General features: G+C 48.3%; 18 protein-coding genes. 3 read left to right on the forward strand and 15 right to left on the reverse strand.

Features of this window, described 5'->3' with window-relative positions; genetic code table 11:
* Positions 1 to 67: 67 nt before the first annotated feature.
* On the forward strand, positions 68 to 1,123 hold the full coding sequence (locus HGH90_RS00555) for a hypothetical protein (protein ID WP_168765563.1): 1,056 nt from the start codon (positions 68 to 70) through the stop codon (positions 1,121 to 1,123).
* Positions 1,124 to 1,200: 77 nt separating this feature from the next.
* Here HGH90_RS00555 and HGH90_RS00560 read toward each other — a convergent pair whose 3' ends face one another.
* The 8 genes from HGH90_RS00560 to HGH90_RS00595 all read right to left on the reverse strand — a co-directional run bounded on the left by HGH90_RS00560 (position 1,201) and on the right by HGH90_RS00595 (position 11,764).
* The gene (locus HGH90_RS00560; protein WP_168765564.1) at positions 1,201 to 2,346 is read right to left on the reverse strand and encodes a glycoside hydrolase family 76 protein; all 1,146 of its coding nucleotides are present in this window, start codon (positions 2,344 to 2,346) and stop codon (positions 1,201 to 1,203) included.
* 8 nt (positions 2,347 to 2,354) lie between these two features.
* Complete coding sequence (locus HGH90_RS00565) at positions 2,355 to 3,479, reverse strand: SusE domain-containing protein (protein WP_169190099.1); 1,125 nt, start codon at positions 3,477 to 3,479, stop codon at positions 2,355 to 2,357.
* Between the two features lie 25 nt (positions 3,480 to 3,504).
* Positions 3,505 to 5,112 (reverse strand): RagB/SusD family nutrient uptake outer membrane protein, encoded by a 1,608-nt coding sequence (locus HGH90_RS00570; RefSeq protein ID WP_168765566.1) that lies wholly within the window; start codon positions 5,110 to 5,112, stop codon positions 3,505 to 3,507.
* Positions 5,113 to 5,131: 19 nt separating this feature from the next.
* Entirely contained in the window at positions 5,132 to 8,614 is a 3,483-nt protein-coding gene (locus HGH90_RS00575; protein ID WP_168765567.1) for a TonB-dependent receptor, read from the reverse strand.
* A gap of 54 nt (positions 8,615 to 8,668) precedes the next feature.
* Positions 8,669 to 9,688 carry a FecR family protein gene (locus tag HGH90_RS00580; protein WP_168765568.1) on the reverse strand — a complete coding sequence of 340 codons (1,020 nt, stop codon included), beginning with the start codon at positions 9,686 to 9,688 and terminating at the stop codon, positions 8,669 to 8,671.
* A 144-nt stretch (positions 9,689 to 9,832) separates the two neighbouring features.
* A complete protein-coding gene (locus tag HGH90_RS00585; RefSeq protein ID WP_169190100.1) occupies positions 9,833 to 10,447 on the reverse strand; it encodes an RNA polymerase sigma-70 factor in 615 nt (204 codons plus the stop codon).
* 190 nt (positions 10,448 to 10,637) lie between these two features.
* On the reverse strand, positions 10,638 to 11,390 hold the full coding sequence (locus tag HGH90_RS00590) for a helix-turn-helix transcriptional regulator (protein ID WP_168765570.1): 753 nt from the start codon (positions 11,388 to 11,390) through the stop codon (positions 10,638 to 10,640).
* Between the two features lie 71 nt (positions 11,391 to 11,461).
* The gene (locus tag HGH90_RS00595; RefSeq protein WP_168765571.1) at positions 11,462 to 11,764 is read right to left on the reverse strand and encodes a hypothetical protein; all 303 of its coding nucleotides are present in this window, start codon (positions 11,762 to 11,764) and stop codon (positions 11,462 to 11,464) included.
* Positions 11,765 to 11,852: 88 nt separating this feature from the next.
* On the opposite strand from HGH90_RS00595, the gene HGH90_RS00600 reads away from it, so the two are divergent.
* Both HGH90_RS00600 and HGH90_RS00605 read left to right on the forward strand, forming a co-directional pair.
* Positions 11,853 to 12,989 (forward strand): TlpA disulfide reductase family protein, encoded by a 1,137-nt coding sequence (locus HGH90_RS00600; protein ID WP_168765572.1) that lies wholly within the window; start codon positions 11,853 to 11,855, stop codon positions 12,987 to 12,989.
* A gap of 58 nt (positions 12,990 to 13,047) precedes the next feature.
* Complete coding sequence (locus HGH90_RS00605) at positions 13,048 to 13,800, forward strand: XRE family transcriptional regulator (protein WP_168765573.1); 753 nt, start codon at positions 13,048 to 13,050, stop codon at positions 13,798 to 13,800.
* A 92-nt stretch (positions 13,801 to 13,892) separates the two neighbouring features.
* On the opposite strand, the gene HGH90_RS00610 is transcribed toward HGH90_RS00605, so the two are convergent.
* From HGH90_RS00610 to HGH90_RS00640, 7 genes are all read right to left on the reverse strand, one after another.
* Entirely contained in the window at positions 13,893 to 14,579 is a 687-nt protein-coding gene (locus HGH90_RS00610) for an ATP-binding cassette domain-containing protein (RefSeq protein WP_168765574.1), read from the reverse strand.
* Positions 14,573 to 14,881 carry a hypothetical protein gene (locus HGH90_RS00615; RefSeq protein ID WP_168765575.1) on the reverse strand — a complete coding sequence of 103 codons (309 nt, stop codon included), beginning with the start codon at positions 14,879 to 14,881 and terminating at the stop codon, positions 14,573 to 14,575. The genes HGH90_RS00610 and HGH90_RS00615 overlap by 7 nt, the downstream gene beginning before the upstream one ends.
* Positions 14,882 to 14,991: 110 nt before the next feature.
* Positions 14,992 to 15,498: a hypothetical protein gene (locus HGH90_RS00620; protein WP_169190101.1), complete on the reverse strand. Its 507-nt coding sequence runs from the start codon at positions 15,496 to 15,498 to the stop codon at positions 14,992 to 14,994.
* 67 nt (positions 15,499 to 15,565) lie between these two features.
* A complete protein-coding gene (locus HGH90_RS00625) occupies positions 15,566 to 16,066 on the reverse strand; it encodes a 2'-5' RNA ligase family protein (RefSeq protein ID WP_168765577.1) in 501 nt (166 codons plus the stop codon).
* 55 nt (positions 16,067 to 16,121) lie between these two features.
* Positions 16,122 to 18,380 carry a GH92 family glycosyl hydrolase gene (locus HGH90_RS00630; protein ID WP_168765578.1) on the reverse strand — a complete coding sequence of 753 codons (2,259 nt, stop codon included), beginning with the start codon at positions 18,378 to 18,380 and terminating at the stop codon, positions 16,122 to 16,124.
* A 112-nt stretch (positions 18,381 to 18,492) separates the two neighbouring features.
* Positions 18,493 to 20,052, reverse strand: a complete 1,560-nt coding sequence (locus tag HGH90_RS00635) for a RagB/SusD family nutrient uptake outer membrane protein (protein WP_169190102.1) — start codon at positions 20,050 to 20,052, stop codon at positions 18,493 to 18,495.
* Between the two features lie 47 nt (positions 20,053 to 20,099).
* On the reverse strand, positions 20,100 to 23,099 hold the full coding sequence (locus tag HGH90_RS00640; RefSeq protein ID WP_169190103.1) for a SusC/RagA family TonB-linked outer membrane protein: 3,000 nt from the start codon (positions 23,097 to 23,099) through the stop codon (positions 20,100 to 20,102).
* Positions 23,100 to 23,324: the final 225 nt, after the last annotated feature.

Genomic DNA, 23,324 nt, shown 5'->3' on the forward strand with positions numbered 1-23,324 from the left:
CCTTCCGATCCTGTAATACCTTTAGCCTGCAAAGAAAGTAGTTGGTTAAACATAAAAAAGGGAAGCCATGGAACAAACACTCCTCTCATTAAGCCAGTATCGCGGCGCTCCTGCCGTCACTATCATATTATCCACACACAGAACATTCCCCGACAACAAACAGGATATAATACATCTTAAAAAACTGGTCGTGGAAGCCGAAAGCAGGTTGTATGACACATACGATAAACGTGAGGTATGGCCCGTACTGGATAAAATCAAAACTGCAGAAGCTGATATTGATCATAACTATAACCTGGATAGCCTTGTTATCTACGCCAATGCCACCGACGTCGAGGTTATCAAACTTCCTATCCCCGCCACCGACAGGGTTGTAATAAGTGACCGCTACGAAATACGCCCCCTGCTCAAAGCCCTGCAGCAACTGGAACACTATTACATCCTCACCATCGGACGCCAGAAAATCAGGCTCCTCGAAGCATACAATGATACGCTGATAAGAGAAGTTAACAACAATGACTTCCCTTATGAGAACAACTATCACACCACCGACCCCATGAGGCTGAAACAGGCTGACCTGGTCGATGACCTGCAGCGGGAATTTTTCAATACGGCGGATAAACGCTTCAAAAAGTATTATTATGAAAATCCCCTGCCGGTAATTCTTTTAGGAGACAATAAAAGCGTTGCCCACTTCCAGGAAGAAATGGATATCAAAAATATTGTATTACGTACAGCACCCGGCAGCTACGATCACAGCAGCCATTATGAAATCCTGCAAGCAACCTTCCCGCTGATACAGGAATATATGGCCGATCAGGAAGCCGCCGCCCTGGAAGCTATCGCCAACGCCCAATCTACGCAAAAACTGCTGGTAGACCTCAACGATATCTATCGTGCCGCCAACACAGGCGCTGCCGATACCCTGTATATAGAAAAAACATACTTCCAACCCGGCAATATTGATAACGATACCATCAGCCTGTCCGGTACACCCGACGGAGAAGACGTGACCCTCGTGATCATAGATACCCTGCTGCAGAAAAATGGTAAAGTGGTATTCATGGAGGAAAACACACTCAACGCTTACCAGGGCATCGCCCTCGTTACCCGCTTTTCCTGATTTGCATATATATAAAAACAACGAGGCCCGCAACCAATATTGGTTGCGGGCCTCGTTTACTATAGTACCGAATACAGCTACTTGATAAGCCCCATATCCTTCAGCTTAGCTGCCGCCTCTATCAGCATTGCCCCGCTCAACTGCGTAGTCAGGTCGCTGCTGGCCGCCTGGGTAGTCCAGTCTTTATTAAAGAGTACCTGCGGACGGGTAGTTCCCTTCAACCACAGCGTTTCTGCGTTCAGCTGCAGGAAGGCCGCAAACTTAGCCGCATCAGTACTGCTGACGCTTCCATCGGTGATCAGCAACATCAGGTAACGCACCAATACCCCTTTAAATAAACCGCCATCTCCACCCCCTTCATCCTTCAGGATGTTGGCATTGGTAAATCCGCCGCCTAAAGTGTTATTAGCCGTTTTCAAGGCGTCGTTGAGGTAGATATTCTGGCCGGTCAACTTATACAGCTCCACACCGGCGCCAATAAACACACCCTGGTTATAGGTAAAGTTCCAGTTCTTGGTTACCTGCCCGCTGCCATCCTGGTTGATACCATCCCACACCAGGCCACTCGCAGGATCTACCAGGGTGCTTTTCTCCCAGTCGTAGATCTTCTTCGCCCAGGCAATGTCGTCAGGATTCTGGGTAACAGCGTACATCCGGCAGGCGATGATACAGGCAGGTGCATTGGCCGGCGTATTCTTATAATTCTTCGACTTGTCCTTATTCCAGTGAATACCACCGCCCCATACATCATCCCAGCCACCTTTGATATCATTCCAGAGTAGTACTGCCACATCTTTGTAACGGGTATCACCGGTAGCTTCAAATCCCCGTAAACAAGCCAGCGTCATCCACTCCATATCATCATAGAAATAGTTGATATAAGTGCCCCCATTCTTCACTTTCATACCTGCCAGCAAATCGTCCATACGCGATTTAATGGCCGGATCATTTTTACGTATATAGGCATCCGTTAGCACGTCTAATGCATGCGCATTAGGCCAGTAATTAAATGTAGTACCACCGCTGCTGTTCTGGTTAAAATATTTCTCCTGGTTCCAGAAATTGCTAGTAAGCCCCTGCAGCGAGGAATCGGCTATCTGCAGCCAGTTGTAAACATACCGGGCCTTGCCCGCTCCCGGCCCCGGACCATCATCTACCGGCTCTTTCAAACACGCGGCATAGGCAAAAGACAATAATAGCATTGAATATCGTATCAGCTTCATAGTTACTTTTATTTAACGATCACTTCGTGAGTGTAATTCTTATCCGCCGTGAAGTATACATTAATATCACAATTCTTGGTATCTGCTTCGGTGGCAAATTTGTAGCAATAGTTCCACTGGTCATTGTTGCTGATAGGCTTCAACTCCCAGTAGCTTAGCGGCGTAGCACTGGTAGGGCGGCTGTTATCCGCATTGGAACTACCTATCCACTCATCGCCGGCATTGCCATCGCTGTCTTTAACGGCTATACGGAATTTATAGCGCTCATCACGGCCCCATGACTCCTGCTTAAACGTGATCAGCTGGCTCTTGATGCTCCAGGTGCTGTTGCCGGCATAACTGATTTCAAACAGGAACTTGTTCAGCGGCGCAAACCAAAGACCAATAGAAGTGATCTCGGTAACAGTAGCAGCGGCATTGTTGAAGTCCAGGCGCAAACGGTATACTTTGGTACCGGTAGCCTGTTCACTTTCTCCACCTTCTTTTACGGCCGTACCCATGACAGAATAAGTGCTCGGCGTACCGGTATTCCGGTTGGTAAAATGATATTTACCATTTTTGAGAGAAGTATAAATTTCATATACCCCCGGCGCAGTAGACTTCAGCTTCAATGCCTTTGATAAATCGGCGCCTGCTTCTGTAGCTTCCCCGGTGAGATATACATCGGTAGGAATTTCCGCAAAGCCATTAGGTCTTTCTACTTCTATCGTTTTCGACTCCGTCGCTTTCTGGATATTATAACCTTTGTATGCCAGCACCGTCCATTTCAGCTTACCGGTGGCCAGCGACGCAATACCCGCCTTGCCTGCAATGCTGTTCAGGTCTTTGTGCGATAAGGTCAGCCTGTTTTGTACACCGCCCCCATCAGAAGAATATTTAGCTACCGGCGATGAAAAATCTCCGTCGGCTTTATCAAAAGCCACTTCGTACATCACCAGCGAACCATCTTCCGCGCGGGCCTGGTCCCATTCAAAACTAACGGTGGCACTGGTAGTAGGTTGCAGCTTAATGTACTTGTTATCCAACGGCGCCGTAAGCTTAGCCACCGGCTGCAGGTTAGTATTAAGAGAATAGTCATCTCTCTTACAGCTGAACAATAAAACACTCAGTATAATGATTAAATATTTTTGCATGTGATTACAGTTTTAGGTGGAAGGATTACCAGTCTTGGTTTTGTGAAAGATTTTTATTCTGATCGCGTTCTACCGTGGGCACCGGCCACAGGTAATGTTTAGGATTGGTGAACAACCTGTTTTCTACAATAATATATCCATTGGCATCCTTATTGAAAGCCCCGGAACTGACTTTAATCCCTCTCACCGGCTTATTCATCACTACATCGGCAGTCTTCCAGCGACGTATATCCAGTATCCTCAGGCCCTCAAATGCCAGCTCTGCTCTTCTTTCCCGGCGGATCACAGCGCGTTGCTGGTCCTGGTTCAGGGCAGCGTTAAACTGGGTAGCACCAGCGTCTGCAAAGCCTGCCCGCACTCTCAGCGGCTGAATGGTCTGGCTCCAGACGGTAGCATTCATTTGCCCTAACTCGTTCTTCGCTTCGGCATACATCAGTAATACATCGGCATAACGGATCAAAATCAGGTTTAAGCTGGACGAATAATTGGTGGCCGACCGGTCGTAATACTTGTAGAAATAATAACCAGTGGGAGAAGCCCCCTGGTCATCGACGGTGTTGGTAGCCGGTACGGATCCCGGTTGCGTCAAAATGGTTTGTTGCACCCCGTTGAAGTCAGTTACCCTGGAGCCGTGATGCAGGATAGTCGCCTCAAAGCGCGGATCCCTGTTGATATACGGGTTGTTTTCATCATAGCCCGAACCCGCCTCTGTAATAGCTTTACCGTTGGTCATGATATAATCGTTCACCAGGTCCTGTGTAGGTACCAGCACACTTCTCAACGCGGCAATGGTTTGTGGTAAAAACTGGCGTTGCTTATCATATGTGCGGCCACCGCCGTACTCCAGGTCCAGGATCACTTCAGGGTTGTATTCATTTGCTACGGTAAACAGGTTGCTATAGCTGGAAAACAGGGAATATGTGCCGTTGGTAGTTTTGCCGATCAACTGCTCGCAATCATTCACTACTCCCTGCCATTCGCCGCGGAACAGGTGTACACGGGCACTCATGGCAATAGCGGCGCCACGGGTAACCCGGCCACGGTCGCCTTCCGCCTGATCGGTATTATTAGGCAGATCTTTCTGGATATCGGCCAACTCAGATAATACGAACTGTTGTACGGTATTTTTATCGGTACGGGCAATTACGCGCGACTGATCAATCGTAATCAGATCCGTATAAAAAGGCACATCGCCATAAGATACCGTCAGCTGAAAATAAGCATAGGCCCGGATAAAGCGGGCCTCGGCTACAATACGGCGCTTCAGCGCCCCGTCCATCGCCGGCACCCTGTCTATATTGGTAGTAACGGTATTGCAGCGGCGAATAGTAGTATAATAAAAAGACCAGGTATCTGCTACGCGGCCATTAGCGCCATCATAGCCACCATTGGCAATGGCATTTACATTCAGCAGCCCTCCCCCGTTATTATAGGCGTTGTCGCTCAACGCCTCATCTCCAAAGAAATAATCGTCCTTGGATAAATGCTCATAGCAGGCTGCCAGGGCGTCTAACGCATCCTGTGAGTTGCGCCAATAAGACGTTTCGGTAAACTCCCGCGTAATCGGTTGATCCAGCTTACGGCAGCCAAACAAACCCGCGGCAACTATCATCAATAAAATTAACTTCTTCATACATGTGATTGTTTAGGCATCAAAACTTTACATCTACACCAAAAGAAAACGTGGCTGCATTCGGATAATTACGCCCCGCAATAGGGTTGTAATTAGACATGCTCAGCTTATCATCGAATTGGGAAAACTCGGGATCAACGCCCAGCTGACGAAAACGTTTAGGCGTAATCGTTATCAGGTTCTGGCTAGTGAAGTATAGCCGTACCCCCTGCATCCCAGCCCGCCGCATCAGCGACGCCGGCAGACTGTAACCGATTTGCAGATTTTTCAGGCGCAGATATTTGGTGTCAAATAACCAGTAGTCGGAATAAGCAAAGTTGTTGGCATCTGCCGATCCAATGGTTAAACGGGGATAGCTGGCATCAGGATTAGTGGGCGTCCAGCGATCCAGGTGCTGCACCATGGCATGATCTTCATTGTTGTGGAAGGCCTCTACGATATCACCCCGCAGGAACTGTGAACGCTTACCTACTCCCTGCCAGAACATGGTAAAGTCGAAATTCTTCCAGCTCACATTATAGGTAAAGCCAAACGTATAGCGGGGAAACGGGTTACCAAAAATATAACGGTCGTTTTCATCTATTACCCCATCCTTATTACGGTCTATGTATTTGATATCTCCCGGCATCACCTGCTGGTTATAGGCAAATGGCACCTTAGGCGCATTCTTCAGATCGTCGAGGTTCTGGTATAAGCCGTTGGACTTATAACCATAGTAAGACGCAATCGGGTAGCCTTCTTTGATGATAAAAGTTACATCGGAGCCACGCACCGATTCCTGGCCAAACTTGATCACCTTATTCAGGTTATCCGCCAGGTTAAATCCGAAGTTATGATGAAAAGCCCCGGTGGTGGCACGGTAGTTCACGGTAAACTCCCAGCCTTTGTTATCTACCTTACCTACATTTTCCAGCGGCGCGGATGTACCTGCGGTACCCGGTACGGTCTGGAACAGGTAAATACCGGTGGTCATCTTATCAAAATAATCAAAGGAGGCAGTTAACCGGCCATTGAAAAAATCAGCGTCTACACCATAGTTGCTCATAGTGGAAATTTCCCATTTCAACAGGTCGTTATAAGTAGAGAAGGTATTACCAGGCGCAATAGAGTTATTAAAGGAATAGTTGGCGTTGTTGATACTTACACGCGACAAATAGTTGAAGCCACCAATATTGGAGTTACCCACCTGTCCCCAGGAATAGCGCAGCTTAAAGTTACCGATACGGTTTTTCACCTCCTCCATAAAGGCTTCATCGGTCAGTCTCCATCCCAGTGAAAACGCGGGGAAGAACTGCCAGCGGTGGCCCGGCGCCAGCTTGGAAGAACCATCATACCGCCAGGTAAACTCCGCCAGGTATTTGTCGTTGTAAGCATAGTTCAAACGGCCAAACATGGAATTCAGCGCATACAGGTTTGGATTACGTATATCGTTATACGTGCCTATATCACGGTAATCGTAGGTCCCATCCGGCTTAGGGATATAACCGCCGCCGATAGACCAGTCGTTATCGAGATTGGTGGTACCAAACCGGTCTGCTCTCAGGCCATAGCTTTCATTAATAGCATCGCTGCGCGCACCCACCTGGCCTTTCACATAGTGCTTGCCAAAGGTATTTTCATACTCCGCTGTAGCATAAATGTTAGTGGTCAGGTCTTTGTATTCATTCTGGTGCAACTCGTTATACATGGGCGGTGTAGCGGTAGTATAATAAGGCGCATAAGTAAATTTGTTGATGCGACTGGTATTATTCTCAATGTTATAATTACCGGAAGCATTCAGGTTAATCCTGAAATGGTTCACCGGTGTGATCACCACATCGAGTCCCCCCATCAGGTTATCAACCGATTTAAGATTATATCCCATATCGGCCAGTTGGGCAAATACGCTGTTACTGGTGAGGGCCGGCACTACCCAGTTGCCCAGGGTATCTTTTACCGGGTAAATACGTGGTACGCGCATCGCATCGCGGATCAGCAAACCGATGTCGGCTACCTGCGTGCGGAAATTGGAACGGGTATAAGCCGCGTTCCCACTCACTTTCACATATTTGCTTACGTCAACGGATACGTTTAAACGGGCATTATATCTTTTATAAAAGAAGTCTTGTGGTACATATTTATTCTGCAGCATGTTACCCTGATCCAGGTATCCGAGAGAAAGCAGGTAGCTGCTGGTTTTGCCCCCGCCGGTCAGGCTGATATTATGATTTTGCTGCGGGGTATATTTCCGGATCATCTCGGAAAGCATACCAGGTTCGGAACCGCGGTCGTGCCAGTACTTGATATCGGAAGGTGAAAACTGCGGTGTTTTGCCGGAGTTCACCAGCGCCTCATTTTTCAGGGTCATGTACTGCCAGGCTTCTACCTGCCTGGGCAATGTAGTAGGCGTTTGCCAACCATACATCCCGTTATATTGTACGGAAGGGCGTTCATCTTTCTTACCCTTTTTAGTGGTAATATATACGACACCGTTAGCCGCCTGGGAACCGTAAATGGCGGCTGATGCCGCATCCTTTAATACAGAGATGGTTTCTACATCATACGGATTCAGGTTCTGTAAGCCGCTATTGCCGGCTTGTATACCATCAATGATCACCAGCGGTGCATTACCCGTTAAGCTACCCACCCCACGGATATTCATGGTCATGGCAGCTCCCGGTTCAGCAGTATTTTGTTGCATGATCAGGTTGGGCGCCTGTCCCTGTAAAGCCTGGAACATGTTTACCGATGGCCTGCTGGTAATATCTTTGGAAGATACAGTGCTGATGGCTGCGGTCACCTGCTTTTTCTGCTGTTGTCCATAAGCGGTAACCACTACTTCTCCCAGGTCTTTTGAATCGGCGTTGAGGGTTACCATGATGCTGGTTCTTCCATCGATGGCGATTTCGGTGGCCGTATACCCGATAGAAGAGAATACCAGCACCCCGTTGGCTGCTACCGCCGGCACTTTCAGCGTATAGTTTCCTTCTGCGTTGGTAACGGTGCCGATGCTCTGGCCCTTCAGGCGGATATTCACACCGGGGATGGCTTGTCCCTTGTTATCAACAACCCGGCCGGTGATGATCAGTTCCTGCTGCTGTGCGCCGATAATGCTGGCATCTCCTCTTTTGAGGATAATTTTATTGGCGATGTATTCATAATGGATTTCCAGCGGTTGCAGGATCATCTGCAACACATCGTCCAGCTTATTATCCTTTACAGTAAGGGATATTTTTTGCGCTGCTTTGATATCATCGTTGGCATATACAAATACCAGGGAGGTTTGCGCTTCTATTTTTTCCAGTACTTGGGCCAGCGTAGCATTTTCTACCTGCAGGCTAACCAGGTAGTTGAGAGATGGCGGCCTTTCACGCTCCTTTGCCGGCTGATGCTGTACCTGCCGCCGTAAGCCAGCTGCATAGGCCACCTGTGCACGCAGGTCCAGCACGCTCAGCAACGATAAACAAACAATCAGCGATAGGAAAGGCTGGCGAAAAGAAGGCTTGTATAGTTCCTTTCTCATAACGTAGTGGTGATTAAAATGAATAAATGTTTGACGTTGGCTTGGAGACACCTGTTATTCCCCGATAACAAGTGTTGAGTCAGTAATACGATAGTGGAATGCTTTTGATCTGCTTAAGTAATACATAATGTCTTCCAGTGAATTATTATGGAAGGAGCCAGTAAGGCGGCTCTGCCTGGGTGCATTATCTTCGAAGATGACCTGCCGGTTGAAATTACGTTGCAAGCTCGCCCCTATCTCCTCCAGCGTAGCATTTTTGAAGATCAGCCTGCCTTCGGTCCAGGCTTTGTCTTCGGCCCCGATGGTGTTATTTTTCACGAGGGTGCCGCTGCTGGCGGTGTAGGTAATCTTCACATCCGGTGTTACCAGGATGGTATCACTGGCTTTCCGGGCATCTTCATACCGGGGAATGAAGGCAATCTTTCCCGTGACCACAGCAGTTTGTACCGGCTCGTTTTCATAAGCCCGGATATTGAAGGAGGTGCCCAGTACTTTGATGGTGCCGGTTTTCAGATGTACGATAAATGGCCGTTTGGCGTTGGTGGCTACGTCGAAAAAGGCTTCTCCTTCCAGGTAAATTTCCCGGTTGTTGCCGTTAAATTTCCGGGGATAGGTGAGCACACTTTCTGCATTCAGCCAAATCTTACTACCGTCTGCCAGCTCAATAAAAGAGCGGGTAGCCTGCCCGTTTTTACGTTTCAGCCATTGTTGGGCAACGGGAGTGGTTACCTTTGCCGGCTGATTAAAAAAGTAAAGGATTCCCCCGAGCAAACAGGCGGCTGCAGCCACTGCGGCGGCCCATTTCCAGGTGGTCATGCGTTTTATTTTTACCGGCGCCGCGGGCGCCGCCACGGGAGGCGATTTAATTTTAGCCCAGGTACGTTGCAGGGCCTGTTCTGTATCTTCCGCCGCCGGGTTCCGGGCATCATTAAAATAGTGATACAGTTGGTTGTAACGCTCTTTTAATGCCGGGTGTTGGACCAGCAGTTGCTCCAGCTCCGACAGTTCTGCCGGGGTCGCCGATCCTGCCAGCTTGCGCGTGACCAGTAATACAAAATGCGCTTCGTTTATCATAATATGGAATCTGTTCAGGAATAAGGACAGGTACCGAAGCAGGAATTACTTACAGGCCGGAAAAATATTTTTTAATTTTTCGCGAGAGAGGATAATAAGCGGCGCAAAAGGATAAAAGAACAATCAATGGGGGGCCGATACTTGTCAGCACACACCTGGAAAAGAGAGCGCCAGCAATATCAGCAAAGGCGGCAACACATTCTTTGGTTTTCCCAGGGCGCCAAGACCTTCATTCAAACGGCGCATGGCCCGGAACAACTGGGTTTCTACAGTCCTTGGAGAAATACTCAGGATTTCGGCCACCTCCTTATATTTAAAGCCATCTTCTCTGATCAGCTGGAAAATGCGCCGGCATTGGGCTGGCAGTGCTGCCACGATCTGGTCCATTTTGAAGCGCATTTCCTTCCATTCCAGGTCACGCTCCAGGTCTACACTGTTGCACAGATCGGCTGTGTCCGACCCGGATAGCGGCACAATACGTAAATGGGAGTATTGCTCCAGGTAATTGAGCGAATGGTTCTTTATCGCCACGAAAAGATATACCTGTAAATTGGATACTTTCTCCAGCTCACTGCGGCGGTTCCAGAGCTTTACAAACACATCGGACACAATTTCTTCTGCTACTTCCCGCACGTGTACATAACGGATACTAAACTGCAACAACCGCTCGTACTGGTGACGAAACAGCCTTGAAAAAGCCTGCTCATCATCATAACGTGCTATCTGCATCTGCCATTCACTGATTTCATCCATGCTCATGGTTGCGCTAAAACGTTTTTGCTAAATGGACAAAAAAAAAGAAAAACTCTGTATTGATTTGGTTGCCTGGTAAGGGTTATACTTTGGTAGGCGCCCTTCCGGGAGCAATAATAAATAAAAGGAACAATAAAAACAACAATGCCCCTGCCCTGTTTAAGCGTTCAAAATACGCTTTATTAAGTCCGGCGACTTATACCCAGCCTTCCTTCAGGGCCTTTACCACCATTTCGGCAGAAGAACGGATACCTGTTTTTTGCAGCATGTTTTTGCGGTGCTTATCTACCGTTTGACGGCTGATACTTAACTCTTCTGCAATCTTCCGGCTCGACATACCCAGCAGCATCAACTCCAGCACCTGTTTTTCCCGCCGGGTCAGCACTTCTTGCGAGGAACTGAACCCTTTCTTGATATCTACATTCAAATAAGAAGGCTCTCCATCCATTCCCACAAAGGATAATACCGGTGTCCCCGATGATTTCAGGTGGGTAATATCTGTATGTACCCCGAAAGTACGCAATATGGCGCCGTCTTCGCCATGCTGTAGCGGCGTGGTTTGGTGCAGCATCCGTAAATATTGCCCATCAGCCTTGCGTATGCGCAAATCGTAACGCACTTTATATTTCAGTATTTTATCGATCGGCAACCATTCGAAAAAAGCCACCGCCTGCTGTTCGAAATCCAGGAACCGGCCAATATCTTCGGGATGTATATAACTCATTATTTTGGCCACGGTGCAATCCTCTGCCCTATAGCCCAATACGTCTGCTATGCCGGGATGTACGTAATCAAACTCTCCCCTGGTAGCATTAAAAATAAAATAATAACAGTCTCCTACCTGGAAAAAGGGAAGTATCTTTTTATGTATATCCAATTCGGGTATCGACAGCGGCGGCGCCGCGTTTTCCGCGACTACCTTCCATATCTTTCTGGCTGCTTCATACATAGGCATTGCAAATTTACAAACAGGAAACCGTTACCTATCGTTGTTAACGGGTACAATAAATAGCCAGCTTTTTAGCTCAGGATATTAAAAGATACGAAAACAATTGTAATACTCACACATATCAGTGCCACGAGGAAGGTATAATCAGCTATTTGTTCGAGTCGCTCCCCATGTTTCACCCGACGCGTTTTCATCGATAAGAAGGATAACAAACAACTCGCCATCAGTAATATGGCCGCTATCCCGGTACAATCATCAATAATAGTGGCCTGGTTCAGCTTAGCCACCTTGATGGAAGTCAACACAATCAAGCAAAATCCCAGGAGGTTGGTAGAGGTATTGAGTATGTGAGGCGATTTACTATGATTAGCCATACTTTTTTTGTTATTCCTGATTAACAAATAGATTCGAACACGAATTGAGCAAATTTTGTTAATAGTTTCGGATGCAGATAAGTATCTTATGAAAAAAATAACAATTTGCGCCTTATTGAGCTGGCCCATTTTTATGACCGCGCAGCCTGCAACCTACGTACTAAACGGAAAGCTTACCCGTCAAAATGGACCCGCCAAAGTATACCTGCATAAAATAATCAATGAAAAATTAGTGGTAGATTCTACTGAAACCGTTAATGGAGCATTTCATTTTGAAGGGACAATAGACGGACCAGCACATGCCATGCTGGTGGTAGATCACCATAACGGATGCATGGATGCTAACCAGCTTCCCCCCAACGCCGACCTGAAAATATTCCTGCTCGACCGGGGCGATACCAGGGTAACAGCCACCGATAGCATCAACAGTGCACGCATCAGTTCCCCGATTGTATTGGAATTAAAAAATTATAACAGCTACCTGAAAGCCGTCCGCAAACCCATGGAGCGACTTACCAAAAAATATAACCGTAGCGGCGCCACCCCCGCCGAACAGGCTAAAATTACCCAGGAATACCAGGTAGCCAATGAAGCAAAAAAATTGTTGCAACATAAATACATCGCCGAAAACCCCGACTCCTACTACAGCCTCGTGGCCCTGATAGAAATAGCCGGGATACAAATCAACCCCGATGAAATAGAACCCATCTTCAAAAAACTGTCGGAAAGAGTACGCAGTACCCCCGCCGGTAAAGACTTTGGAGACGAGATACAACGAGCCAGAAATCTCACCATCGGCTCCGACGCACCGGATTTTATGGTGCCCGACATCAACGGGAAGCCGGTACGACTCTCCGACTTTAAAGGGAAAGTGGTGCTGCTCGACTTCTGGGCCTCCTGGTGCGAACCCTGCCGCCGCGAACACCAATACATCCGGGATGCCTACAAAGCCTTCAAAGACAAAAACTTTACGGTAATCAGTATCGCCCTCGATCCGCCAGTAGACCGGAAATATATGCTCGAAGCCATCCAGCAGGACAGCCTCACCTGGACAAACCTCTCCGACCCAACCAGAGATAAAAACGATGCCGCTAAAACCTACAGCGTAAAAGCCCTTCCACAAAACTATCTCATCGACTCTACCGGTATGATCTTTAATAAAGACCTGCATGGAGAATCTATCAAACAACAACTCAGCAGCCTTTTACAACCGCAGAATCCGTAAAAAGCCCTACATTTGTCCTTATTAGTTATAAATATAATTTATTATAAATATATAATACATGGACAAACAGCCCCTTTTCTGGGCCGCTAATCTAAAACTATTACGGACACGAAAGAAACTCTCACAACAACACCTCTCTGACTTACTGGGACTCAACAGGAATAAAATCACTGCACAAGAAAGTGGTAAAACACGCAATCCACGGATGGAAGACCTGGTACTGATTGCCGGATTCTTCCAGGTTGACATGGACCTGCTGATAAAAACAGACCTGTCGCTGCTCCCCGAGGCACAGCTGGAAGAACTGGAAGCCGGCAAAAAGATAGACCTCACGGGTAGGCATATACGCATCTTGCCTATTACCGTAGATGAGCATAACGAAGAAAATATGGAGTATGTGCCCGTCAAAGCCAGGGCAGGCTACCGCAGCGGCTTTAGCGACCCGGCATTTATCGCGGCTCTGCCTAAATTCACGCTACCGGAATTACCCAGGGGTAAAACTATCCGCATGTTTCCCATCACCGGCGACTCTATGGAACCCATCCCCCATGGCAGCCATATTATTGCCCAATACCTGGAGGACTGGTCACACCTGAAAAATAATACCGCCTGTGTACTGATATTGAAAGGTGGAGAGGAAGAAATGGTATTTAAAATAGTGGGTAATCACATCAAGCAAAACAGGACGCTGTCGCTTCATTCGCTCAATAGCGCCTACGATACCACTACTGTACATATTGACGATGTCCTGGAAATATGGACGTTCATAGGATATATCAGTAAACAACTGCCCGAGGCAAAGGTTGTCTGAAAAAGTAGCACGCAAAGGAGCAAAGCAGCAAAGGGAATAATTTTCAAACTTCTTTGCTGCTTTGCTCCTTTGTAGCTGTGTAGCTTTGCGTGCTACCCCAGCTCCGCGGCACGCCCCGGCGGCAAATACTGCCAGCGTTCCAGCTCTTCCAAATCACCAATATTTTTAAACACGCCATTGGTTACTAAAATAATACGATTGCTGGTAGCAATAATATTACGGTAATCGTGATCAGTGATAATAAACCCTTTACTGGCGCGGGCAGCCTGGATCAACGCTACCACCCTCTCTTTCATCAGCGGATCCAATCCATTAAATGGCTCGTCCAGTAATATGAATTTGGCGGGAGAACTAACCAGTAACAATATCTCCAGGTAGCGGCATTCCCCACCGGATAAGGCATCCACTCTATGACGGAGATAAGAAATGACCCAGGCATGCTCCAATAACCGCTCCCGCTCTTCCCGGCTATCCGCATACAAATGGATTATCTCCTTCACCGTTAGATTACCCGGTAAAAAATCATGCTGCGGCAAATAGGCCATCAATCCCTTTACTTTATACGGCGCATCATACTTTTTGCCGTTTATGCTGACATACTTATGCTCAGCAGCCATGGCGCCAAAAATGATTTTCAGGAAAGTAGACTTGCCACAACCATTTCTCCCTAAAATACCTACTACCTCACCGGTATAACAACGCACAAAACAATCCGTTAATATTTCCCAGCTGCCAAAGCATTTATATACACTGTCGGCCAACAATTCATTTCTCACCATGGTCCAATATATTTGATAAGCTGGTAAACACCCCACAGACCCAGGTTTAAGAGATAGGATACGCCTATCAGCCGTGTTTTGGAATAACCTTTATTATAATAGAAATAATAACGGGACGCATATCTCAACTCATAAAAAAATACCGACAGCAGGAAACCTCCACTCAACAGCGACAACAAGAAACCTGTCATATAACTGCTGAAAGTATTGCCATTCATCGCATACCCCAATCCCCCTGCAAACAATGAAAAGGGAATATTAAAACTGCTGAGCGATTTATGATAATGAAGTAAAAGTTTCATGCGGCGCGTTTACCCATTAAATATAGCTTACAAAAATATAAAGCAGCAAAACCGCATAGAAGTTGATAAGTTCCCTGCAACTTTACTGCTTTATGTCTTGCGTGCCCGCCTCACTTATAATTTTCCCGAAACGCCTGCAGCCCCTGCTCAAATCGTGCTTTCAGGCGCTCGCCATTCGGGCCGTCGCCAGGCATAGCAATATGGAAGAGGTTCATCTTATTGCTTTCTTTCAGTTCCCGGCTGCCTTTGTCGCTTTCCGTGATGTTTACCACCGCTCCTTCAAACTCCAGTCCTATATAATAATCATAGAATACGCTCTTCAGGGAACTGATAGGCGCAGTAAGGCGGTATAAGGCAAAGCTGTTTTCTACCGGGTAACGGAAAGTAACCGACAAAGTACCATCTTCACTGATCCGGAAACCGGATTCAATTTTAGCACCCTGCTCTGTCAGGTAAGACAAATGCGGCGGATAAGCCATGGCCGCTTCTTCCAATATTTTGGTAAACTGGATGGCCGCTTTGGCCCGGCTACCGGGATTGCTCACATTTTGCTGAGCCGATATGGAAAGAAAGCATCCCATCAGTAGGATAGAGAGTAGTAAGTAGCGTTGTTTCATAGGTAGGTATTTCGCGTATGCGGTTTTTGAGGATGTAAATATAAAAAAATTATACCATACATACATTTTATCTCACGCGCGTATCAAAAGCGTACAACTGTTTTAGTTTCCACGGCCCTTTCTGGTATTGCCACAGTCCTATTCCCGTTGCCTGTACTGCAAAGGGCTGAAACGACGACTGCAGCTTTTCATACAGCTGCTGTGCCTTAAAATCGGTTACGCCATTCATAATGGTAATATGCGGGCGCAATGGCTGGCGGTCGCGCGGGATAAGCCAGGGCTCCCAATGCTGTTGCAATGCCTGGTGCAGTGATAATAATGTGTTGGCCGTGAGCGTATAGGCCAGGCCGTTAGGGTAGCGCTGCAATCCACTCACCTGCAGCGAAAAAGGAGTATGGGCCGTAAAGGTGGACAAAGTAGCAGGGATGGCCGGCTCGTCGGGCAGGCAGTAGAATAAGCTCAGGTGAGCATTTACCTGGTTGGCATGGGCGGGATAATATTGCCGGCGCAGCTGGTTAAAGAAGCTGTTGGCGGCGGTATCCAGTTCCAGTGTAACAATCATCTTCATAATAACGAAGATAAGTAAAAGAGACAGGCAGGGCCTGTCTCTTTCTTTTCATTATTTACTGCACGCCCCAGCTCTTATTGGGCTTAGGTCCCATAAACAACTCCAGTGTGCCGCCATCCACCAGCTGCTGGTGGGTAAACGTGGGCTTACGCAAGGGTTGCCCGTTGAACTTTGCCTGCTGTATATATTTATTCACGACAGAACTGTTATGAGCAACTACGGTAAAGTGCTTTTTGCTGGGCAAAGCAATACTTACCTTTTCAAATACGGGGCTACCGATGGTGTATTCCGGGATGCCCGGCGTTACCGGGTAAAATCCCATGGAAGAAAATACGACGAAAGCCGACATACCGCCACCATCTTCATCGCCGGGAATGCCGAAGATATTGTCTTTAAACCAGGCATCGAGTAAAAACCGGATGCGCTGCTGCGTTTTCCAGGGGGCGCCCGCATAGTTATACAGGTAAGGAATATGGAAGCTGGGCTCATTTCCCATAGAATACTGCCCTACCAGGCCGGTAGCATCGGGGAACTTATTCCAGAAAGTGTAACGCGACATGTCCAGCGGCTCACGGAACAGCTGATCCAACCGGTTAACGAAAGCCTGCTTTCCTCCCATTAAACCAATCAACCCGGGAATGTCCTGTTGTACCTGCCACAGGTAAGTCCAGCCATTATTTTCATCATAATAATCGCGACCACCCAGGCCACCGTCATACTTTACGTTGATATCGATCCACTCGCCTTTGTCATCTTTCGGAAGAAAAAATCCTTTATCTGCATTCCACAGGTTTTTATAGTTTTTAGCCCTCGGTGCAAACAACCGCTGGTCATCAGCCTTGTGCAAATCGCCCGCCAGTTCAGCCACCGCCCAGTCATCGTAAGCGCCTCCCAGCGTTACCGCTACGGCCTGTCTTTTTTCAAAGCTATGCACTTCAGGCACCGTTTCTTTTTCTCCTTTATGCAGAGCGGGGAAATATCCCTTCTCCCGGTATACATCATCGAGTACCGTTTTGGGGCCATTGCGCCAGGGCAGCATGGTAGCCTCGGTGGCGTTTTTGCGCATACCTTCATATGCTTTCTCAATATCGAATCGCCTCAGCCCTTTCCGCCAGGCATCCAGCATTACTACAGAGGAATGGAATCCATTCATACAGGCATGGTCGCCAAACAACACAGGGAAAGTAGGCATCCAGCCGCTTTGCTCGTACATGTGCACATATGATTCCAGCATATCTTCCTCCCGGGCCGGGTTGAGGATCATCCGCAACGGATGCAGCGCCAGGTAGGTATCCCAGGACCAGTCATCTACATAAAACGGGCGGCTGTCGCGGTGAACCTGTTTATCGAAACCGCTGTAGTATTGTCCATCTTCCGTAATATCCACGGCCCTTTCATAACAGCGGTATAGGGCCGTGTAAAAAGACCGCTGCTGCGCCAGCGTACCACCCTTTACCTGTACCTGCGACATTACCTCCGACCAGGCCTTTTTGCCATTAGCGGCTATGGCATCAAAATCTTTCTTGCTGATTTCTGTCTCATAGTTTTGCTTCGCCTGCGCGGCACTGATATAGCTGATACCATATTTAAAGGTCACCTCTTTAATCGCCGCTGGGAAAGTAATCCAGGCTTTGCTGCGGTTGCCGCTAACGCTGGTATGGTTCGTTAACTGATCCTGCTCCACTACACCAGGAGTGCCGGCTTCGCTGAACACACCGTATAGGTACACCTTGATATCGCCGTTATAGGTTTCCATACCGGTAAGTACATTACCGGGTAAGAATTGAAACGCTGATGCACCATCATTATATACATCGAGCAAAAGCGACTTGCTTTTATTTTGCGGGAAACGAAAACGGTAATACCCTGTTTTCCTGCCGGGGGTAAACTCTACGTTAATCTCATCGTCGAGTAGCCAGGTCGAATAATACCAGGGCTTGTTCACTTCCAGGTTATGGTCATACGCCATCCTGGCTTCCCAGGCTTGCTTTGAAGGCGCCTGCAAAGTGGGTTTGAGGGCAAATACCTGTCCTAAGCGGTGAGATACGATCGTTAGGGGGAAGTTGTCGATCTGGTCGTCCATAAAATCTTTACGCTGTGGTGTAAACCGTATCAGCTGGTTGGGCAACTGTACGGTGGGCCGGGTAGGCTCCAGCAGCTGTCCTACGTTGCCAATGGTAGGATCTACCAGGTCGATATTTTGCTTAGGACCCGGAACAGAATCACGGCCGGCCGCAGTGGCGGCATAACCTGGCAAGGATAGAAAAGGTGTGAGCAATAAAAGGCTGCACAGCTTCCACGTTACTTTATTCATTCACTATAGTTTATACGCCGAGAGAAATTGCTGTTGGCTGCGCAACGAATTAACAAAATAGTTTAATCATGCACAAGGCATGATTAAACTATTACGGGTTAAATCAGGACACTCAGTAGCCGGGGTTCTGGGTCCAGCCGGGGCTGAGACTCAGATCACCAAACGGTATCGGGGCCAGGTACCGGGGCCCGGGGTTGGTGAGTGAATTGCTGTTGATCTTATTTTGTTCTGCCGTAGTACTGCGGGCTGCCAATACTTTGGGCAACAGCTGCAAGCGCACAATGTCAAACCAGCGTTGACCAAATTCGCCGGCAAATTCGTAAGCTCGCTCATATACCACCGAATCGCGGAAAGCGGCTGCCGGCAAGCCAGGTGTTAACGGCGGTAACCCGGCACGCTGCCTTACTTCATTAACTGCGTTATAGGCTTTAGCTGAAGGGTTTCCTTCCGACATAGCGGCCGCTTCTGCGTAGATGAGCAGCGTTTCGGCATAACGGATCACGTCTGTGGTTTTATTGGTACTGGGCTTAATTTGTATAATGGTGTTGTCAGTTTCCTGTACCCCATCTCCTACACCATAACGGAACTTCTTATAGTAAGGATGCCGGGCATTGGTGAGCGGATTATCCCAGTTCACCAGCGTGTACGTTTTATTATCAGCATTCCGAAGTTTGATGGTGGTGTAAAACGTTTCGTCGGTACGCTTACACTTGGGTGCATTCAGGTAAAAATTGACCTCGGGATAAAAATCATCCCAGCCGCCGGAACCATCCAATGCGGTTTCTTCCAAAGGTACGCTGGTAGACCCGAAAGAGCGGTTAGGCGCATTACCGCCTACATTAAACTGGATACCGAAAATGCTTTCTGCATTATTGTTGGTTCTGAACACCTGGAGGTAGTCATCCATCAGCGTGTATTGTTTTGCCTGGATCACGGCATCTGCTTCGGTGGCCGCCAGCGCATAGTTGGCCGTTTGATTCAGGGGCCAGCCCGCCATGGTCAAGTATACGTTAGACAGCAATGCCCTTGCCGCCAGGTTGGTAGCTCTTCCCACATCGGCGCCAGACGGCCATTTGGCCGGTAACAAGGTGGTGGCCTGTTTCAGGTCGTTCACAATGAATTCATAAATATGCGCTACGTCTGCTCTCGGCGGCACTACAGATATTTCTGCCTGCTTGTCTACAATTGGTACAGCGCCAAAGGTTCTCACCAGCATAAAATAACAGAGGCCACGCAGGAAATAGGCCTGCCCCGCCGAATGATTGCGGGCATCCACGCTATTAGCATCCGTAGTGGGCACCTTCTGGTAGTTGAGCAGTACATTGTTGGCCTGGTAAATGGCGCTCCATGGCCCATTCCACTGCGCCTTCAGGCTTTCGTTGGTGCTGGTGCCTTCCAGCTTGTCAAACTCGCGGAAGTCCTGCTTGTTCAGTCCTTTATCGGTAGTAAGGTCATCTGCTCCAAAATAAGAAGTGCTTTTATTGGTAAACGCCCAGGCGCCATCTACGCTCAGCCGCTGGTAAATAGCACTCACCGCGGCGTCCAGGTCTTTTTGGGTAGCGAAATAATTGGTAGTAGTTAAATTTCCTTTCGGGTCCTCTGTCAGCTTCACGCAGGAGGCCGTTCCCATTACCACCACTGCCGCCAGGGGCATTAAATATCTGAAGTTCATAATCGTAGTTTTTAGAAAAATGTAATCCTTTGCTTATCCTTAGCGGCTTATAAGCCTAGTCTTAATCCCACCGTATATGTTTTGGGGTTAGGAATAGTACCCGTTTCCAACCCTTGGGTAATGGCGTTGGTGGCATTGGTCACTTCCGGATCGTACCCGGGATAGTTGGTGATGGTCCAGATGTTCTGGGCGCTCACGTAAATATCCAGGCTGTTGACATGGAGCCTGCTGAGTATCGTCTCCGGGAAAGTATAGGTAAGCGATATGTTTTTCAGCTTAATATAGCTGGCATCATATACCCAACGGCTGCTCGTCAGGAAGCTGTTGCTGGTATAGGTAGGCACGTTGGTTTGATTTTCCGGTGTCCACATATGCAATACTTCCGTAGATGTAGCGTGACGCGCATCTCCCAGTCCCCCGAGGGTATACGGCGTTGTGAAAGAATAAATCTGGTTGCCATGGGTGCCCTGGAACATGACGTTCATACTCCAGTTGCCATAACTAAAATCATTGATAAATCCGAAGCCAAACTTAGGGGTACCATTACCTACTACCTGCAGGTCGGCCGACGTATAGGAGTGACTGTTATCCAGGTCTTCATACCGGGCATCACCGGGTTTGGCGTTGTACAAAGCTGCTTCCTGTGCCTGCTCTGTTTTCCAGGTGCCCAGGAATTTATATCCGAAGAAAGAACCCAACGGCTGTCCCACTTTTAAGATGGCGGCGCCATTTTGTGCAGATCCTATGTTATTGACAATCACATTATCGATCCCTCCCAGGTTCAATACTTTATTGCGATTGAAGGAAATATTGAAGTTACTGGTCCATTTGAATTTATTACCAGCTACCGGCATGCCCCCGATACTGAACTCTAATCCCTTGTTTTCCAGGCTTCCCAGGTTCTTCTGATAGTTGCCGCCCCCATAATAGCTGGCGTTGGGAACGTTATACAGCAGGTCGGTGATCTGGCGATTATACGCATCGGCGGTGAAGGTGAGGCGGCCTCGAAACAACTCCGCATCGATCCCTACATCGTAGGTAGTATTCTTTTCCCATTGCAGGCTTTGTGATACTGGTGTGCCCAGCGGCGTAGATACCGAAGGCGTGGAGCCATCGAAGTAATAGGCCGGACCACCGCTGTTGATTTGTGCAATGGTGGCATAGGCTGGAACGGCCTGGTTGCCGGTTTGTCCGTAGCTGGCCCGTAGTTTTAACCCGGTCACCACGCGCGACTGCTCCATAAAGCTTTCTTTGTTGATCACCCAACCCAGGGCCACCGAGGGGAAGGTGGAATATTTCTGTGTGAGGTGGGAGGAGCCATCGGTACGAACCGCGGCGGTCAACAGGTATTTATCTTTATAGGCGTAGTTGACCCTGCCCATATAAGAGATGAGCGCATCTGCCCAGTATCCGCTGGTGGTAAGCTGCGTACCGCCCAGGCCCAGGTTATAATAGCCGTTGTTGTAGCTCGACAAGTTTTTTGCCTGTGCCTTTACGTTGGTGTTGGTTTTAGAAGCCTGCTCAAACAGGGCCGTTACGGTCAGCGCGTGATCGCCAAACCGGTTGATGTAAGTGAGGAAGTTACTGTTTTGCCAGCTTCGGTAACGATTGGTTTCTGCCTGTGCATAGTCGTTTTTCACGTTGCCTTCATTGGTTTCCAGCGGGAACACCGACTGGCTCAACTGTGATTGCAGCTCGTAGCTGTTATTAGACGTAAAGGTGAGGTGGTCCAGGATGCGATAGGTGAATACGCCGGTAGCCGTTACGTTGGTGGTGTTTACATCTACCGACCGGTTCATGGCGTTGGCTACGGGGTTATACTGGTTGGAAGCCCGGGGTGAACCAGGGATATAGTTTCCGCTGGCATCTTTTACCGGCACGGTAGGATCATATTGATACGCCTGTGCAAACGGATCGGTGATATCGCCGGAGTAGTCGGTATTATGTGTTTGAGGCAATACAGCGGTGATGTTCACCTTCAGGTTCATCCGATCGTTGAGCTTCGCATCCATATTGGCTCTCAGGGTATTTCTTTTATACCATTGATTAATGAGGATACCTGGTTGGTCGAGGTGATTGTAGGAAAAGAAATATTTTACGTTGGCAGATCCACCGGAAACGCTTACCTGGTAATTCTGGATCCAGGGTTGTTGGGTGATGGCATCTTGCCAGTCGGTGCCGGGGTTGTTCTGAAAATTTTTCAGGTCGGCATCGCTGAAGGGAGGTGTGGCATTATTATCTTTTGCGAGGGTATATTTATTTACCTCTTCCGCAAATTGAAAGGCGTTCATCAAACTCAGTTTTTTTGGGATGCTGGCTTTGCTAAGCCAGGTGCTGAAGTTTACCCGGGGCTTCCCTTCTTTGCCCGACTGGGTGGTAATGAGCACTACGCCATTGGAGCCCCTGGAGCCATAGATGGCCGTGGCGGAGGCATCTTTCAGGATTTCCACGGAGGCAATGTCGGCGGGACTTACCGATTCGATATTGCCGCCAATATAGCCGTCGATCACGTAAAGCGGATCGTTGCCGCCGCTCACGGAGCTGGCCCCGCGGATACGTACACTCAGCCCCTTTCCCGGTTGGCCGCTGCCGCTTTGCACCGTTACTCCGGAGGTGGTGCCTTGCAGGGTTTGCTCTACCCTCACCAAAGGGCGTTTGGCAATGTCTACTGCCTTGATGGAGCTGGTAGCGCCGGTTACATCTCTTTTCTTTTGGGTACCATAGCCGACTACTACCACGTCGTTTAACGAGCGGGGATCGGTTTTCAACTGCACCGATACCACACCGTTCCCGGTAACCGGCGCCTCCGCGGTAATATATCCAATGTAGGAAATGACCAATACCGGGTTGGATGTTTCCGCGGTATTAACCTGGAATTCGCCCTGGGCATTTGTGGGGCTGGAGATGGTAGTCCCTTTTACCCGTACAGTGGCGCCGGGTAGCGGATGGCCGGTTTCATCCAGCACTTTACCCTTTGTCAACTGCTTTTGAGCATAGGTCTGTAGCAGACCTGATGCGAGGAGCATCAGCAATAGCACTCTTTTCATAACGCGATTGATATTTCGATTGATAAAAAATAATATCCTGCAAGTAAGCGCCAGTGGGCTAACGGCAGCGCTAATAATGAACTAACAGGCGCATTAATGAGGTACTTTCTTAAATTTTTTCCGGGAGAGAGATAAGAAGACCGGCCATTTCGTTAGGTATAAACATCGTCCCGAAAAGGGGCGCCCGCGATAGCATTTCTATATATGTGCCCCCGGTGCAGGCAT

This window comes from Chitinophaga sp. Ak27 (assembly GCF_012726295.1).
In the GTDB taxonomy this organism is placed as follows: Bacteria; Bacteroidota; Bacteroidia; order Chitinophagales; family Chitinophagaceae; genus Chitinophaga.